Genomic DNA, 16,080 nt, shown 5'->3' on the forward strand with positions numbered 1-16,080 from the left:
GTGCTTCAACCAATGATTTACTGCCCTCATGGCACTGAACCAACCACTTGCACTGCGCTACGCGGCCCGCTCCGACGTGGGTGTCCGTCGTGAGGCGAACGAGGACTCGGGCTACGCGAGTGCACGCCTGCTCGCCATAGCCGACGGCATGGGTGGTCACGCGGGTGGAGAGGTCGCCAGTTCACTTGCCGTCACAGCCATGGCGAAGCTGGACGACACCCTGCCCGCCGACGGTGTCGACCTGCTCGCCGCGCTCAAGGGCGCGGCGAGGGACGTGAACCACACGCTGCACGACATGAGCGAGCAGGACCCCACGCTCCGCGGCATGGGCACCACGTTGACCGCGATGCTCTGGAACGGTGCCACCTTCGCCCTGGCCCACGTGGGAGACTCCCGGGCCTACATGCTGCGCGACGGCGCCCTGTACCAGATCACCCACGACCACACCCTGGTCCAGTCGCTGGTGGACGAGGGGCGGATCACCCCGGAGCAGGCCGCCGAGCACCCGCGCCGGTCGATGGTGCTGCGGGTCCTCGAAGGCACCGGCGACGGGGAGCTGGACCTTTCGCTGCGCGAGGCCTACCCGCAGGACCGCTACCTGCTCTGCTCCGACGGCCTGACCGCCGTGGTCGGCCCCGAGACCCTGTTCAACACGCTGACCGAGATCTCCGACCCCGACGAGGCCGTCCGCCGGCTCATCGACCTGGCCAACCGGGGCGGCGGCCCAGACAACATCACCTGCATCGTGGCCGACTTCGGGGCGCCCACCGGCGCGGCCCAGCCGGGCCCGGCCATCGTGGGCGCCGCGGTCGAGCGGAAACTTCCCCTCTGACCCGCGATCCCGCGGACGGCCGAGGGCGACCTCCCGCGGGAGGACCCCCGGCCCCCGACTCGCGGGCCCTGGCCTTCGACGCTCACCGAGGACACCGGCTCCCGGCGTTCGGCAGGTCACGCGGCTTGGTGGCGCCGGGCTCCTGGATTTACCAGGTTTTGCCGGTGATGCGTTCGTAGGCTTCGATGTAGCGCTGCCGGGTGACCTCCACGACTTCGGCGGGCACCTCGGGGGCGGGTTCCTTCTTGTCCCAGCCCGTGCCGGTCGCCCAGTCGCGCACGTACTGCTTGTCGAAGGAGAACTGCGTGTGGCCGGGCTCCCACCGGTCGGCGGGCCAGAATCGGGAGGAGTCGGAGGTGAGCACCTCGTCGCCGAGCACGAGGGTGCCCTCGGAGTCCCAGCCCAGCTCGATCTTGGTGTCCGCGATGATGACGCCCCGCTCCGCGGCGAGTTCGGAGCCTCGCCGGTAGATCTCCAGCGTGATCCGCCGGAACTCCTCGGCGACCTCCGCGCCCTCCAGGGCGACGACGTCCTCGAAGGAGATGGGCTCGTCGTGCTGCCCGAGCGGCGCCTTGGTGGACGGAGTGAAGATCGGCTCGGGCAGTTTGGAGCCGTCGAGCAGTCCGGGCGGGAGCGGCACGCCGGAGACCGATCCGTGCTCCCGGTACTCCTTCAGCCCGCCCCCGGTCAGGTAGCCGCGCGCGACGCACTCGACCTTCGCCATCTCCAGCTTCCTGCACCGCACCGCGCGCCCCTCGAACTCGGCGGGCACGTCGGTCGCCGAGATCACGTGGTTGGGCACGATGTCGGCGAGTTGCTCGAACCACCACAGTGACAGCCGTGTGAGGATCTTCCCCTTGTCGGGGATCGGGGTGGGCAGGATCACGTCGTACACCGACACCCGGTCGGACGCCACCAGGATGATGTCCCCGCGGTCCTCGTAGACGTCGCGGACCTTCCCTGAATGAAGAAGCTTCACTGCGTTCCTTGCTCTCGCTCGACCCGGCGGCCGCCTCGCGGGCCACCGGTCGCTGACCGACACCTGCCCACCGTATTCGAGATCCGGCGGCGACCCGGCAACCGGGCACCCCCTCACCTGCTCGGGGAGAGTTTCGCGACCCCCTCGGCCCTCGCTACTCGCAGGGCCGTGCTCCCTTCGGTGCCAGGCTCACGTGGGACGCCGCGGTCGACCCCGCAGCAGGTCGGCCAGGACCACGGCCTCGCTGATGTCGGCCTGCCTGGTCGCGGTCAGGAGCGTCACCGTTCGCTGCTCCGCCAGCTCCCGCAGGTGCTCAAGTGCGGTGGCCCGCTCGGGGTCCTCCAGTTCGGCCCGGTAGCGGTGGCGGAACTCCTCGAACCGAGCCGGATCGTGGCCGTACCACTTGCGCAACTCGGTCGAGGGCGCCACCGCCTTGCACCACTCCTGAAGATGCGCCTTCTCCTTGGAGAGCCCGCGCGGCCAGACCCGATCGACCAGCACCCTGGCACCGTCCTCGGCCTCCGGCTCCTCGTAGATCCGGCGCACCCGCACTTCTGGTTCGTCAGCCATGACGTGGTCGTTCCCGGGTGACGGTAATGGCAGCCACCCGGTGGAGTCGATCAGTCGGGTGAGAGGCGGTCGGCGGCGTGTTCGATGGCGGTGCTCACCCGGTCGGCGAGCAGGCCGACCGCGCCGACCGCACGGGTCATCGGGTCGTCCTCCGCGCCGCCGAGAGCCTGGGAACGCAGGTAGGCGGTCTTCACCTCGGCCCACCGCGCGGCCTGTGCGGGGGTGATGGTGCCGCGCAGCTCGGCCAGTTTGAGCAGGTTGGCCTCCGCGCCCGAGGTGAGGGTCTGGGCCTCGCCGAGGTAGTGGTCGTCGATCACGGCCTCCAGCTCGGCGTCGTTCATCACCGGGACGACCCTGGCCGCGAGCTTGTTCATGTTCCGGTACGAGCCCTGGAGCTGGAACGGGGGCTCGGTCCGCGACGCGTCCGCCTGGGCGGCGGAGGCGATGTACGCCTGGTTGTTGGCGAGCACCACCCGCTGGATCCGCAGCAGCTTGCGCAGCACCGCGAGGACCTGCTCCAGCTCCACCGAGGAGTACGGGTGGGAGAGCTGGTCGGCCCGGACCCCCGAGTCGCCCCGCGCCAGCCGTACCAGAAGGCGGATGTCGCCCCGGTCGCGGGTGGAGAGCGGCGCCAGGACCGGGTTGGAGGTGAGCGCGTTGTCGATGTAGCTCAGCGCGAACAGCTCGTCCCGCCCCGACAGCACGTCGCCGAGGTTCCACACGTCGGCGCGGTTGGCGAGCATGTCGGGGATGCGGAAGCGCTTGCCCGCCTCGGTGTACGGGTTGCCCGCCATGCAGACCGCGAAGCGCTTGCCGCGCAGGTCGTAGGTGCGGGTCTTCCCCTCCCAGACGCCCTCCATCCGGCGCTGGCCGTCGCACAGGGAGATGAACTTCTGCAGCAGCTCGGGGGAGGTGTGCTGGATGTCGTCCAGGTACAGCAGGACGTTGTTGCCCATCTCCAGCGCGAAGGAGATCTTCTCGATCTCCTGCCGCGCCGTCGCGTCGGGCGCCTGCGCCGGGTCCACCGAGGTCACCAGGTGGCCCAGGGCCGGGCCGTTGACCTTGACGAAGATGAGCCCGAGCCGGTTGGCCACGTACTCCATGAGGGTGGTCTTGCCGTAGCCCGGCGGGGAGATGAGCAGCAGCATGCCCATCTGGTCGGTCCGCTTGGCGTCCCCGGCCGCGCCGAGCTGCTTGGCCAGGTTGTCGCCGATCAGCGGCAGGTAGACCTCGTCGAGCAGCTGGTTGCGGACGAAGGCGGTCATCACCTTCGGCTGGAACTCCTCCAGCCTCAGCCGCTCGCGTTCGGCCGCGACCAGCTCGTTGCGCCGCCTCTGGTAGGCGCGGTACGCGGGGACGCGGTGGTCGCGGAAGTGCCGGGTCCTGGTCAGGAACTCGTCCAGGCGAAGCTCCATCGCGTGCCCGGAGATCCGCGGGTGCGTGCCGAGCAGCCCTTCGACCGTGACGGTCAGCGCCGCGGAGGAGTCGTGCCGGGGCACCTCGCACAGCAGTACGGCCACCGCCTCCACCAGCTCCGCGGAACCGGCTCCCGGAGCCCCTCCCGCGCCCGCTTCCCGGCCTCCCGCCGACGTCGAGCCGAGCGCCGAGCCCGAACCCAGTGCCGAGCCCGAACCCGACCCTGAGCCGGGAGCCGAGCCCTCGAAGGCCGAGAGCCACGCCTCGGCCAGGCGGTGGCGTGCGGCGAGGTCGTCGCCGAGCGCCCGCAGGTCGTCCTCGAACTCCCCGCGCGCCGGTCCCAGCGCCCGGTCGAACCGGTCGAGCAGCGATCGCGCCCCCGCACCGGTCACGAAACCGAACGGCTTGCCGGGCAGCTCCTCGAAGAGATACTCCCCGGCCAGCTCGAAGACGCCCTCGTCCCCCCGCGTGCGCGTCCCGCCCGTCCGGGACTCCCCGGCCGTGCTCGTGGCGGCGACGGCGAGCGCGCCCGCCGCGCTGCCCGGCCGGTCGTGGAGACCCCGGACGAAGGACGCGATCGCGGAGCCGAGGGCGGCGCGGGTCTCCTGGACCGCCTCCACCCCGCCGAACAGGGCCCGTGCCCGCACGAGCGACGTCGCCCGGGTGGTCCACGCCGCGCGGGCCGTCTCGTCGGTGCCGAAGGCCCAGAAGAGCTGGGCGGCGGCCCTCGCGGCGGGCGGGTAGCGCAGCAGTCCGGCGCCCGCGTGCAGGCGGAGCGCGGCCCGCAGGATCGCGGTGGCGTCGTGGTCGTGGACACCCCGTTCGTAGCCCTCGTCGTACCGGGTCTCCGCCACCTTGCGGACGATCTCCAGCAGTTCCCCGCCGTCCACCGCGGCCTCGTGCAGCGCGTCCAGGGAGACCTGCCGCCCGCCCGGGGAGCCCGGGGACCCCAGGGACAGGGTGCCGGCCTCGGCGGCGGCGAGGATCGAGGCGGCGAGGTGCTCGCCCCGGTAGACCTCGGGCGACTCCGAGACCGTCAGCTGGTTCCAGAACGGCCGGGTCTCCTCGAAGGCCGCGTCGCGCACCGGGGAGCGGTAGTCGGTCCCGGTGACGGCGAAGGCCATCTGGTCCTGGTGCGGGACGAGGGTGAGGTCGGGCGCCTGGGTGTTGACCGCGAACAGGTGGCGGCCGAGCCGGATGGTCTCCCCGCCGTCGCTGTAGAGGTCGAGCCGGTCGCGCAGGGCGCGGCCAGCCTCCTGGCGGGCCGACTTGATCCGGCCTTCGAGCTCTTCGGCGCGCACCTGGTCGCCCAGCGCGCGCAGCTCCCCGGCCACGCCCTTCAGCTTGAGCACCATCGGGTCGGACCCGAAGTAGGTGTTGACCTCGTCCAGCGACGTCAGCCCGGCCACCCGGCGCCGCACGCTCGACAGGATGCGCGTCGCCGAGTCGGCGAGCCGGTCGGCGCGGCGGGCCCGCTCGTCCAGCAGCGCCTGGCGGCGCGAGGAGAACGCCTCGTAGACGTCCTCCCGCTTGGAGGCGAGCTGCCCCAGGAAGTCGTCGAACTCGGTGAAGCGCGACTCCAGGTTCTCCAGCTGGAGCATCAGGCGGCCCAGCTGCTCGTCGCAGCGCTCGGGGGTGTCGGACATCGCGAGCGCCCCGGTGATCGCCTGCCCGAGCAGGGCGTACTCGGCCGCGAAGGCCGCCCGCCCCTCACCGGCGAGCAGTTCCGCGCGCCGGGCCTCCAGGGTGGCGCGGGCGCGGTTCACCCCGCCGAGCACCTCGCCGACCCGCTCCAGGATGGCGGTCCTCACCGTGGCGTCGGCGATGTCGAGCGTGCCGACCACCTCGACCACGATCTCCAGGCCGCGGGCCTGCCCCTCCAGCCGCTCGCCGACCGGCCCCGCCTCGGCCACGGTCGTGATGGCGCCCGCGTCGGCGACCAGCCGCTCGACCTCCGCGTGGTACCCGGCGAAGGCGTCGTCCCCCCGCAGGAACTCCGCCGCGCGCCGCGCGGTGCCGCCCAGCTCGGTCGTGAGTTCCGCGTCGAGCGCGTCGATCCTCGCGGTGTCGACGTGGCGCAGCTCGCGCAGGGTCACCAGGTGTCCCTGCGAGCGCCGCAGCTCCGACAGCCGGTCGATCCAGCCCCGCGCGGACCTGGGCGCGTCGGCCCGCGTGTGCCGTACGAGCGCGGTGACCTCGGCCTCGGCGGTCTCCAGCGCCTCGGCGGCCTGCCGGGTGAGCGACTGGACCTTCTCGAACTCGTCGAGCACCTGCTCGGCGGTGGCCCGCAGGTCGGCGAGCGGGCCGCGCAGCCGGTGCTCGCCCAGCCAGTGGTAGTGGTCGAAGACCCGGGCGCAGGAGGCGATCAGCGCCTCGAAGACCGGGATCGACGGCGCCATCTCCTCGACCATCCGCGCCACCGAGAGGCAGTCGGAGATGCCGCGCACCAGCTCCGCGTTGCCGATCCGCTCCAGCGGCCCGGTGCCGACCGGGCGCCCGGCCGCGTAGACGTCCGACTGGTAGGCCGTCTGCCAGACCTGCATGGGGTGGACGCGGGTGGGCTCGTCGGAGGTGGCCCTGAAGACGACCAGCGTGCCGTCGTCGAACAGCGAGTACCCATGACACGACAGCGGGGTCTCCACCCGCTTGCGGATCACGTTGTACGGCAGCAGCAGCGACCGGCCCTCGGCGCGGGCGTGGAAGACGTACAGCACGTCCTCGCCGTTGGGGGAGCGGATCACCCGCTCGAACTCCAGCTCGGACACGTCGGTGTCGAACGTCTTGTTCACCCCGGTGGACAGGTAGTAGCCGCCGGGGAAGATGATCCCCTGGTCCTCGGGCAGGCGCTGGCAGGCCTGCCCGATGCCGTCGAGGCGGACCACCTCCTTGGTCCGGGTGTTGAACACCAGGTGGCGCCACTCGGGTTCCTTGTACGGCCGCACCCGCAGCAGGATCAGCGGGCCGATCCTGGCGTGGTGGACCTCCGCGTCGGCGAGGCTCTGCAGCGGCTCCGTGACGGGCTCACGGTAGACGCCCTCCCCGCTCTCGGTATTGTTCTCGATCTTGATGGTGAGGTCGCCGCCGACGGTCTCGACGAACACCTCGCCCTCGATCGAGATGTGCGGGTGGCGGCCCAGCACGTGGTCGTCGCGGGTGGTGGGAATCCACTCGAAGTCGTGCGAGGGCGGGAAGGTGTGGTCGCGCTCGCCACGGTCGTCGATGTACGAGAGCGTGCCGTCGGCATCGACCTGCCAGCGCAGCACGCGGGTGTCCTGCGGGCCGGTCTGGAAGACGGCGAGCAACTTGCCCTCGACCCGGCGGAGCTGGAGCAGCCGGGTCTCCCGGTAGTACCGGTAGAGGTCGGCGAAGTCCCGCTCGAAGCGCGGGTCGCGGAACATCGGCACGGGGTCGAACCGGAACGCGCTCCCGCCGTTCTCCGTGCTTTCACCGCTCCCGCCGCTCCCACCGCTCCCGCCGCCCCCGTCCTCCCGGACGAACGTGTGCGCGGAGAAGACGTCCTCGATGGTCGTCTCCGGCTTCATCCCGATGAACACGTTGTAGCCGAAGAGCATGAGCCCGCCGACCGAGACGATGTCGCGAGGCACGCAGTTGTTCTCGGTGCGTATCCGCTCGGTGCCGATGAGACGCAGTTCGGCCCCGCCGAACACCGCGAGGCGTTCGGCGTTGAGCGCGTCGGACTGCCGGGCCAGCTCGGCGGCCTGCTCGGCCAGCCGGGCGCGGAGCACCTCGTAGGTGCCCGCGTCCAGCCCCGCCCCCTCGCCGGGGGCGCCGGTGACGGCCTCCGCCGTGGAGGACGTCACCGCTTGACGGATCCGGTGGAGTTGCCGGTGGAGTTGCCGACGGTGTCGAGCGCCGCGACGGGGACCTCGGTCGTGGCCGGCGCCTGGGTCTCACCCAGCAGGCCGCGCAGTTTGTCCGCGTCGGGACCGCCCTCGTTCATCATTTTCATCAGCAGCGCGGACAGCGAGAGGTTGCGCACGTCGGCGGTGTCGATCGAGCCGATCACCCTGCCCAGGTCGGCGGGGAGGCTCGCCGAGCCGTCCAGGTAGGGCCCGGCCAGGGTGCGGGTGACGTCGGAGTTCTCCACGAAGCCGTCCACGGCCTTGCCCATGCTGATCGAGTTCATCAGCCGGTCGAAGAAAACGGTGTCGCCGCCGACGATGTCGATGTTGGCCTTGGACAATCCGGCCGACACCACGGAGGCCTGCGCCTCGGCGATCTTGAACTGGGCGTTCACCCCGGCGAGGCGGATCTCCTTCTCGGCGTCCAGGCGCAGGCGGTACTCCTCGTGGGAGCGGGTCGCGTCGGTGAGCGCGGCCATCGCCGCGGCCTTCTCGGTGAGACCCTCGGCCTCGGCCTTGAGCTTCTCGCCGACCGTCGCGGCGGCGGCGAGCGCCATGGCCTGCTCGCCCTCGGCCTCGGCCTTGAGCTTCTCGCGGACCGCGGTGGCGGCGGCGTGGGCCCTGGCCTGCTCGCCCTCGGCGATCGCGAGCGCCTTCTCCCGCTCGACGGCGGCCTCGGCGCGGCCGACCTTCTCGATCGCCGCGGCGTCCCGCTCGCGTACCTGCACCTCGGCCAGGCCGACGGCGGCGGCCTCGGCCTGCACGCCCTCGGCGAGACGGATCTTGGCGCGGGCGTCGAGCTCGGCCGCCTGCTGCCGCGACTCGGCCAGCACCAGCGCCTCGCGCGCCCGGTGCTTGGACGACGCCTCGGAGGCCTCGGCCGCCTTGATGTCCTTGACCAGGCTCTCCTGCGCCTCGGCCTCGGCCTGGATGATCACAGCCTGGCGGGTCCGCTCGGCCTCCTCGACCACGCGCAGGCGCTTGATGCTCTCCTCCTGCTCGGCGACCGTCTTCTCCACCACGATCCGCTCGCGGATCACCTCGGCGATGGAGCGCTTCTCGCCCTCCAGCTCCTTGTCCTTGGAGATGCGCGACAGCTCGGTCTCGCGCTCGCGGGCGATCACCTCGAGCAGGCGGTCCTTCTCGATGCGCTCGGTCTCGATGGCGATGACCCGCTCGCGGTTCTTCGCCGCCACCGCGATCTCACGGGCCTGGTTCTCGTGCTGGACGCCGAGCTGCTCGTCGGTGCGCAGGTGCGCGGCCTGCGCCTTGAGCCGCTCCTCGGCCTGGACCTTGGCGGTCTCCGCCTCCTCGCGGGCCCGCATGGTCTCGACCTCGCGCTTCTGCTTGGTCTCCGCGTCGGCCTGCCGGCGCTCCAGCTCCAGGATCGCCTCCCGCGCGTCCACGTTCTGGCGGGTGATCTCCTTCTCCTCGCGCCGCTGGAACTCGTTGGTCCGGACGTGCTCGATGGCGGTGAGCTCGGTGATCTTCCTGATGCCCTGCGCGTCGAGGATGTTGTTCCTGTCCAGGGCGGCCAGGGAGGTCTGCTCCAGGTAGTCGATGGCCGCGTCCTCAAGGCTGTAGCCGTTGAGGTCGGTGCCGATGACCTGGATGATCTGGTCGCGGAACTGGTCACGCTGGGTGTAGAGGTCCACGAAGTCGAGCTGCTTGCCGACCGTCTTGAGCGCCTCGGAGAACTTGGCGTTGAACAGCTCCTGCAGCGTTTCCTGGTCGCTCGCGCGTGCGGTGCCGATGGCCTGGGCGACCTTCACCACGTCCTCGACGGTCTTGTTGACGCGGACGAAGAAGGTGATGCGGATGTCGGCGCGGATGTTGTCGCGGCAGATCAGGCCCTCACGGCCGGTGCGCGCGATCTCGATGGTCTTCACCGAGATGTCCATCAGCTCGGACTTGTGGAAGACGGGCAGCACGACGGCGCCGGTGAAGGTGACGTCAACCTTGTTGATCTTCGAGATGATCAGGGCCTTGCCCTGTTCCACCTTGTAGAACAACCGGCTGATCATGAAGAGCATGCCGATGACGACGAGGAGGACGACGGCGAGAAGGATGCCGAGCCCGGTGGATATGACGTCCAATGTGGCCCCTCGGTTAAATGGAACGATCAGGGTCGAGTTCCGCGTCGTACGGCATCACCCAGAAGAACTCGCCGGGGGAGTCATAGGCGAAGATCAGGGCGACGCTGCCGGCGGCGAAATCCTCGTCACCGGTCTGTCGTACTTGAACGAGAGCGGAAGAGCCGTCGGCGGAGGTGACCTCGGCCTGGCCGAAGTCACGGCCGACGCGGCGCGTGCGGATGACGCACACGCGGCCCACGAAGTCGGCGCGGGAGGGGACGCGCTCCTTCGGGACGAGCCGTCGCAGTGAGAGGACGACGAGGCGCGTGCATGCCCAGGCGCAGACCAGTGCCGCGACCAGTACGGCGACCAGGGCGGGGGTGCTCGTGAACAGCGTGCCGCCCACGAGGCTCGCGAACCACGCGACGACGACCAGCAGCGAGACGACCACCGCGGCCGGGACTCCGCCGAGTCCCAGACCGCTGAGGAAACCGGTGGCCCCCGTCGCCTCGGCACCGTCACCGCCGTCGCCGCCGTCACCGTCGAACCCGAACACGCCGGCCGCGACGAGCATCCAGTACGCGATGATCACCAGGAGCATGAACGTGAACAGGACGGTCGGAAAAGACAGTGCGGCATCGACGAACTGGCCCATTGGCGTGCGAAATCCCCCCGCTGATCTGTCGGAACGTGGTCCCCTGAACACGTGTAGGTGACTATATACAGATAAAGAACAGTTAAAGGAGATAGTTCCCGAAGCGGACAGAATCCGCATGATCTTTAAGTGCGGCGGCTACCGGCGCGTACGAGGGCCGGTGGCAGGGGGCATGCGGAAGCGGAGGAGGGGGAGCGGGCTCCGCGTCCTCGGCTCTGTCGCGAGAAGACGCTCCGGAAAACCGTCGCGGAGGTCAGGCGGGGCGAGTGATCATGTAGGCGAGACCGACGAGGATCACGATCGGAATGAGCCACACGACGGCCTCGATGGCGAACTCCTTGTACATGAGGACATCCCTCCGGGGCGGTGATCGGCGAGGATCTCCGACGATAGCCGTTGTCTCCGTCGGCGACCAGAACCCTTCACCTACCGGAACGGCTCCCTGCACGAGAGGGCACCCATGAGCCGGTTCCCTCCGCGAGAGTCAGGTCTCTCCGAGGGGTTGATTCCCGCCAGGATCGGGGCTTCGCGGGAGACCGGTCTCTACGAGGGGTTGGCCGAGCCGACCACCACCGAGGTGTCCGACATCTCCCCCTCGACCACGTCGGCGACCACGCAGGTGATGTTGTCGGGCCCGCCCGCCTCGCAGGCGAGCGCGATCAGCTGCCGCGTCACCTCGTCGAGATCGTCGACCTCGGCCAGCACCTGGCGGAGCCGCTCGGCGTCGACCACCCCCGACAACCCGTCGGAACAGAGCAGATAGCGGTCACCGAGCTCGGCGTCCCGCAGGGAGAGGTCGAGCTCAAGGTTGTCGCCGCCGTCGAGGACCTGCAGCAGGATCGACCGGTGCGGATGGCGGGCCGCCTCCTCGGCGGTGATCCGGCCGTCGTCCATCAGCGTCTGGACCAGGGTGTGGTCGTAGGTGATCTGGTACAGGTCACCGTTACGCAGGAGGTAGGCGCGGGAGTCGCCGATGTGGGCGAGGGCGACGCGAGAGCCGTTCCAGAGCATCAGGGTCAGGGTGGTCCCCATGCCGGTGAGCGACGGGTCCTCCTCGACCAGCTCGCGCAGGCGCTGGTTGGCCTTGCGGACCCCCGCCTCGGCGGCGGCGGCGAGGTCGCCGGGGCACTCATGGTCAAGGGAGGCGACGCTGGCGATCGCCGCCGAGCTGGCGACCTCCCCGCCCACGTGGCCGCCCATCCCGTCGGCCACGGCGAGAAGCCGGGCGCCCGCGTAGGCGGCGTCCTCGTTGCCTTGCCGGATCCGGCCGACGTCGGAACCTGCCGTATAGCGCAGCGTGATCATCTGCACATCACTGGATCGTCGAGTTGCACGAGCTGAGCCGCTTTCGGACAGTTGGGATGGGCATAGGGCGAACCGAGATGTTCCACAATCCACTTAACACCATGGTGACGCAAGCGGCCTGGGGAAGTGTTGCCACATCTGTTGACACCCACGGTGGCGCGTAAGCTGGTTTCAGCGCCACGCGGGGTCCCTCCAGCACCCCCGCACTGTGCGCGGATTGCCCCACCTCACGCATCGCTAGGAGATCAGTAATGGCCGCGATCATTCAGGAGGCGGCTCGTCGTCGCACGTTCGCGGTGATCAGCCACCCCGACGCGGGTAAGTCGACCATGACCGAGGCACTGGCGCTGCACGCCTCCGCGATCAGCCAGGCGGGTGCGGTGCACGGCAAGTCCGGGCGGCGCGGGGTCACCTCCGACTGGATGGAGATGGAGAAGGCGAGAGGCATCTCGATCACCTCCGCCGCCCTCCGGTTCGAGTACCGCGGGCACATGTTCAACCTCGTCGACACCCCCGGCCACGCCGACTTCTCCGAGGACACCTACCGGGTGCTCGCCGCCGTCGACTGCGCGGTCATGCTGCTGGACGCGGCCAAGGGCATGGAGCCGCAGACCCTGAAGCTGTTCGAGGTCTGCCGGCACCGCCGCATCCCCGTGATCACGTTCGTCAACAAGTGGGACCGGCCGGGCCGCGAGGCCCTGGAGCTGCTGGACGAGATCGAGGAGCGCACCGGCCTGAAGCCGACGCCGATCACCTGGCCGATCGGCACCGGCGGCTTCTTCCACGGCGTGGCCGACCGCACCGACGACCGGATCGTCCGCTACACCCGCACCCCCGGCGGCGCCACCAAGGCCATCGAGACCGACCTGAGCGCCGAGCAGGCCCTCGCGGAGCTGGGCGGCGACTGGGAGCGGGCCAAGGACGAGATCGACCTGCTCTCGGCGATCGGCGCCGACCACGACCAGAAGACCTTCGAGGCGCACGAGTCGACCCCGGTGCTGTTCGGGGCCGCGCTGTCCAACTTCGGCGTCGGCCGCCTGCTGGACGCCATGGTCGACATCGCCCCCGCCCCCACACCTCGCCCCGATGTCGCCGACGACCCGCGCCCGCTGGAGGAGCCGTTCTCCGGCCTGGTCTTCAAGGTGCAGGCCAACATGGACCCCTCGCACCGCGACCGCATCGCCTTCGTCCGGGTCTGCTCGGGCAGGTTCGAGCGCGGCATGGTCCTCGTCCACGCGGCCACCGCCCGCCCGTTCGCCACCAAGTACGCCCAGTCGGTCTTCGGCCAGGAGCGCGCCACGATCGACGAGGCGTACCCCGGCGACGTGGTCGGCCTGGTCAACGCCAGCGCGCTGCGGCCCGGTGACACGCTGTACGACGGCCCGCCCGTCGAGTTCCCGAGGATCCCGAGCTTCGCCCCCGAGCACTTCTCCACCGCCAGGGTCCGCGACTCCAGCCGATCCAAGCAGTTCCGCAAGGGCATCGAGCAGCTCGACGCCGAGGGCGTGGTCCAGGTGCTGCGCTCCGACGTCCGCGGCGACCAGTCGCCGGTGCTCGCGGCGGTGGGGCCGATGCAGTTCGACGTGGTCAAGCACCGCATGGCCGCCGAGTTCAACACCGAGATCCTGATGGACCGGCTCGACTTCAGCATCGCCAGGCTCACCGACGCCGAGTCGGCGCTGATCCTGGCCCGCCAGCGCGGGGTGGAGGTCTTCACCCGCTCGCTGGACGGGGTGCTGCTCGCGCTGTTCACCGACGAGTGGCGCATGCGCGGCGTGCTGCGCGAGCACCCCGACCTGGTGCTGAACGCGCTGCTCGCGGACACGCGCGGGTGATGTCGAGGTGAGACGGGTCGCGTGAAGGTGAGACGAGGAGGTCCGGGGGCCAGGACCTTCTCGTTGCACATTCATGGTGAGATATGTCGTTATGAGCGTGATTAAGTGGGGAATTCTGGCGACCGGCGGCATCGCCACGACCTTCACCGAGGACCTGAAGCTCCTGCCTGACGCCGAGGTGGTCGCGGTCGGATCGCGGTCGGAGGAGTCCGCACGGGCCTTCGCCGACCGGCACGGCATCCCGCGGGCCCACGGAAGCTGGGCCGAGCTCGCCGCCGACCCCGACGTGGACATCGTCTACGTGGCCAACACCCAGAACGCCCACCACGACGCCGTACGGGCCTGCCTCGAAGGAGGCAAGGCCGTCCTGTGCGAGAAGGCGTTCACCCTCAACCGAGGTGAGGCCGCCGCGCTGGTCGACCTCGCGCGGGAGCGCGGCCTGTTCCTGATGGAGGCGATGTGGACGCGCTGCCTCCCGGCCGTCCGCAAGGTCATGGAACTGGTCGAGGGAGGCGCCATCGGCCCGGTCAACACCGTCCACGCCGACTTCGGCTTCTCCGTCTCCGTCCCGCCCGAGCACCGGCTCCGCAACCCGAAACTCGGCGGCGGCGCCCTGCTCGACGTGGGCGTCTACCCGATCTCCTTCGCCCACATGGTGCTCGGCGTCCCGGCCGGTGTGCGCTCCTGGGCGCGGCTCACCCCGGAAGGGGTGGACGAGAACACCGGCGTGCTGCTCGGCTACGACAACGGCGCTGTCGCCTTGTTGTCCTGCGGCCTCACCACGCACAGCCCGGTCGCCGCGTCCATCTCCGGCCCGCTCGGCCGGATCGAGGTGCCGGGCCCGTTCTTCCGCCCCGACACCTTCGTCCTGCATCCCACGGAGGGCGAGTCGGAGACCTTCCACGTCCCCTTCGACGGCAAGGGCATGCTGCACGAGGCGGTCGAGGCGATGCGCTGCCTGCGGGAGGGGCTGCTGGAGAGCCCGCTGATGCCCTGGCAGGCGACGTTGGACGTGATGGGCATCATGGACGAGGTTCGCTCGCAGGTGGGTGTTCGTTTCCCGGGTGAATAGTTGAGCGGGCGTTTTTTCTTATAGCTGGGGCTGTTCTCTTTCGGTGCACCCGGATTTTCCGGGTGCACCGTGCGGGTGCTCATTGCGCCGGTGTGGTTGGTGTTCGTGCGCGCATGCGGCGGGTGGGTGGCTCTTTGTGCTCGCTGCGGTGGGCGGGTGCTCCGGCCGGCCGTCTCAGTTGCGCTCTGGTGGTTCAGGCCTCCGGCCTGCTCGGGCGTGGTGGTTGCGGGCTCTTTTAAGCCGGCCGGAGCACCCGCCCACCTCCGCTGCACGTGTTCGGGCCGTGCGGGGTGCGGGCCGTAGTTGCTTTCTTTCCGGCCGCCCTGACGACCCGCCGCCGCTGAAGCGTCCTTTACCGGCCTCCAGGGCGGGTCGCCGTAGCTGAAGCGTCCTGTGCACGACCCAGTCCAGGGCTGAGGCGCCACAGGCCGCACTACCCGGGCGCGCTAGCGGGCCCCTCGTCGTGGACACCGGTGTCATCGTGATCGCCTTGGGCTGTCCGACGCAGCGGTTCTTCCACGATGTCACGGGTTTCACCACTCATGTCGTGAGCATTCCGGCCTCGGATGTCACCCGTTGATTACCGCCGAGGTAGGGGATACCTGCAGAGGTCAGGGCAAGGTGGATCGTCTTCTTGTCCAGCCACGCCATCCGGTTGAGGGGTTATTTCAGGGTGTAGTCGGCTGAGAGTTCGCGGCTGGGGCCGAGAAAGTCCACGGCGTACTCGGTCACCTCGTCGTGCTGGTCCCAGTAGAGGTTGGTCATGGTGAGTGCCGGTTGACCGCTTTCCATGCCGAGTGCCGAGGCGATGTCCTCGGGGACCGGCCTGATGGCGACGATGTCGCGCCGTCTGACGGCCCGTCGGCCCGCTCTGTCCTCGACCAGCCCGAAGGTCATTCTCGGGAGCGGTTCCGCGACCAGTAGTTCGGGCACCACCTGGCCCAGCTCACCCGGAAGCCATGAGGTGGACAGCGCCACGAGCCCTCTGTCGTCGTAGTAGGCACGACGACGTTGGACGACGGCGACTCCCTCTTCGATCTCCAGCGCGTCCGCGACAGCCTCGGGTGCCGGAACGAGACCGGCGCTCAAGATCTCAACTCGCTCGCCCTCGCGGTAGCCGCTCCCGTTCGCCCGCAGCATCTGAAGGCGATCGGAACCTGCTGTGATCTTCTTCGGCAGGTTGGCCAGGGTGCCGATCCCAGGAACCGACTCCGCGTAGCCTTCCGCTCTCAGCACGGCGGCGACTCGGGTGGCTGTCGCGGTGGACACTCCCTCGTCGCGCATGATCTCCCGCACCGACGGAATCCGGTCGCCCGGCCGGATCTCCCCGCTCTCGATCCTGGCCTTGATCTGTGCGGCGATCCGCCTGTATGGAGCCATCGCCTGTGGGCTGCCGGCCATCATGAGACTCCTGTTCTAGTGCACTCTGAATCAGCGATTGACTTTGCTGCTGCTCTAGAACACTATAGAGCTGTCGC

At 69.9% G+C, this 16,080-nt stretch carries 10 protein-coding genes; 3 read left to right on the forward strand and 7 right to left on the reverse strand.

Annotation, left to right across the window (positions count from 1 at the left end; all coding sequences use genetic code 11):
* The first annotated feature begins 28 nt into the window (after positions 1 to 28).
* A complete protein-coding gene (locus tag AB0B90_RS36195) occupies positions 29 to 832 on the forward strand; it encodes a PP2C family serine/threonine-protein phosphatase (RefSeq protein ID WP_350948503.1) in 804 nt (267 codons plus the stop codon).
* A 148-nt stretch (positions 833 to 980) separates the two neighbouring features.
* Here the strand turns inward: AB0B90_RS36195 and AB0B90_RS36200 are convergent, their stop codons facing one another.
* The 6 genes from AB0B90_RS36200 to AB0B90_RS36225 all read right to left on the reverse strand — a co-directional run bounded on the left by AB0B90_RS36200 (position 981) and on the right by AB0B90_RS36225 (position 11,695).
* Complete coding sequence (locus tag AB0B90_RS36200) at positions 981 to 1,811, reverse strand: phosphoribosylaminoimidazolesuccinocarboxamide synthase (RefSeq protein ID WP_362926504.1); 831 nt, start codon at positions 1,809 to 1,811, stop codon at positions 981 to 983.
* A 189-nt stretch (positions 1,812 to 2,000) separates the two neighbouring features.
* A complete protein-coding gene (locus AB0B90_RS36205; protein ID WP_350948505.1) occupies positions 2,001 to 2,381 on the reverse strand; it encodes a DUF488 family protein in 381 nt (126 codons plus the stop codon).
* A gap of 50 nt (positions 2,382 to 2,431) precedes the next feature.
* Complete coding sequence (locus tag AB0B90_RS36210; RefSeq protein WP_362926505.1) at positions 2,432 to 7,618, reverse strand: DNA repair ATPase; 5,187 nt, start codon at positions 7,616 to 7,618, stop codon at positions 2,432 to 2,434.
* Positions 7,615 to 9,756: a flotillin family protein gene (locus AB0B90_RS36215; RefSeq protein WP_362926506.1), complete on the reverse strand. Its 2,142-nt coding sequence runs from the start codon at positions 9,754 to 9,756 to the stop codon at positions 7,615 to 7,617. The genes AB0B90_RS36210 and AB0B90_RS36215 overlap by 4 nt, the downstream gene beginning before the upstream one ends.
* 13 nt (positions 9,757 to 9,769) lie before the next feature.
* Positions 9,770 to 10,390 (reverse strand): hypothetical protein, encoded by a 621-nt coding sequence (locus AB0B90_RS36220; RefSeq protein ID WP_362926507.1) that lies wholly within the window; start codon positions 10,388 to 10,390, stop codon positions 9,770 to 9,772.
* Positions 10,391 to 10,933: 543 nt separating this feature from the next.
* Positions 10,934 to 11,695: a protein phosphatase 2C domain-containing protein gene (locus AB0B90_RS36225; RefSeq protein ID WP_350948602.1), complete on the reverse strand. Its 762-nt coding sequence runs from the start codon at positions 11,693 to 11,695 to the stop codon at positions 10,934 to 10,936.
* 251 nt (positions 11,696 to 11,946) lie between these two features.
* Here AB0B90_RS36225 and AB0B90_RS36230 point away from each other — a divergent pair, with 251 nt between their 5' ends.
* Together AB0B90_RS36230 and AB0B90_RS36235 are read left to right on the forward strand one after the other, a co-directional pair.
* On the forward strand, positions 11,947 to 13,530 hold the full coding sequence (locus AB0B90_RS36230; protein ID WP_362897464.1) for a peptide chain release factor 3: 1,584 nt from the start codon (positions 11,947 to 11,949) through the stop codon (positions 13,528 to 13,530).
* Between the two features lie 91 nt (positions 13,531 to 13,621).
* Positions 13,622 to 14,602, forward strand: a complete 981-nt coding sequence (locus tag AB0B90_RS36235) for a Gfo/Idh/MocA family oxidoreductase (RefSeq protein ID WP_362926508.1) — start codon at positions 13,622 to 13,624, stop codon at positions 14,600 to 14,602.
* A 663-nt stretch (positions 14,603 to 15,265) separates the two neighbouring features.
* On the opposite strand, the gene AB0B90_RS36240 is transcribed toward AB0B90_RS36235, so the two are convergent.
* Positions 15,266 to 15,982 carry a GntR family transcriptional regulator gene (locus tag AB0B90_RS36240; RefSeq protein WP_350948511.1) on the reverse strand — a complete coding sequence of 239 codons (717 nt, stop codon included), beginning with the start codon at positions 15,980 to 15,982 and terminating at the stop codon, positions 15,266 to 15,268.
* Positions 15,983 to 16,080 lie beyond the last annotated feature (98 nt).

It is taken from the genome of Streptosporangium sp. NPDC049078 (assembly GCF_040648855.1).
GTDB lineage: Bacteria > Actinomycetota > Actinomycetes > Streptosporangiales > Streptosporangiaceae > Streptosporangium.

What these genes read in the sequence shown, in the direction of transcription:
- AB0B90_RS36225 (WP_350948602.1), bottom strand. Translation starts at nt 11,695, where the DNA reads ATGATCACGCTGCGCTATACGGCAGGTTCCGACGTCGGCCGGATCCGG.
- AB0B90_RS36220 (WP_362926507.1), bottom strand. Translation starts at nt 10,390, where the DNA reads ATGGGCCAGTTCGTCGATGCCGCACTGTCTTTTCCGACCGTCCTGTTC.
- AB0B90_RS36230 (WP_362897464.1), top strand. Translation starts at nt 11,947, where the DNA reads ATGGCCGCGATCATTCAGGAGGCGGCTCGTCGTCGCACGTTCGCGGTG.
- AB0B90_RS36205 (WP_350948505.1), bottom strand. Translation starts at nt 2,381, where the DNA reads ATGGCTGACGAACCAGAAGTGCGGGTGCGCCGGATCTACGAGGAGCCG.
- AB0B90_RS36195 (WP_350948503.1), top strand. Translation starts at nt 29, where the DNA reads ATGGCACTGAACCAACCACTTGCACTGCGCTACGCGGCCCGCTCCGAC.
- AB0B90_RS36240 (WP_350948511.1), bottom strand. Translation starts at nt 15,982, where the DNA reads ATGGCTCCATACAGGCGGATCGCCGCACAGATCAAGGCCAGGATCGAG.
- AB0B90_RS36235 (WP_362926508.1), top strand. Translation starts at nt 13,622, where the DNA reads ATGAGCGTGATTAAGTGGGGAATTCTGGCGACCGGCGGCATCGCCACG.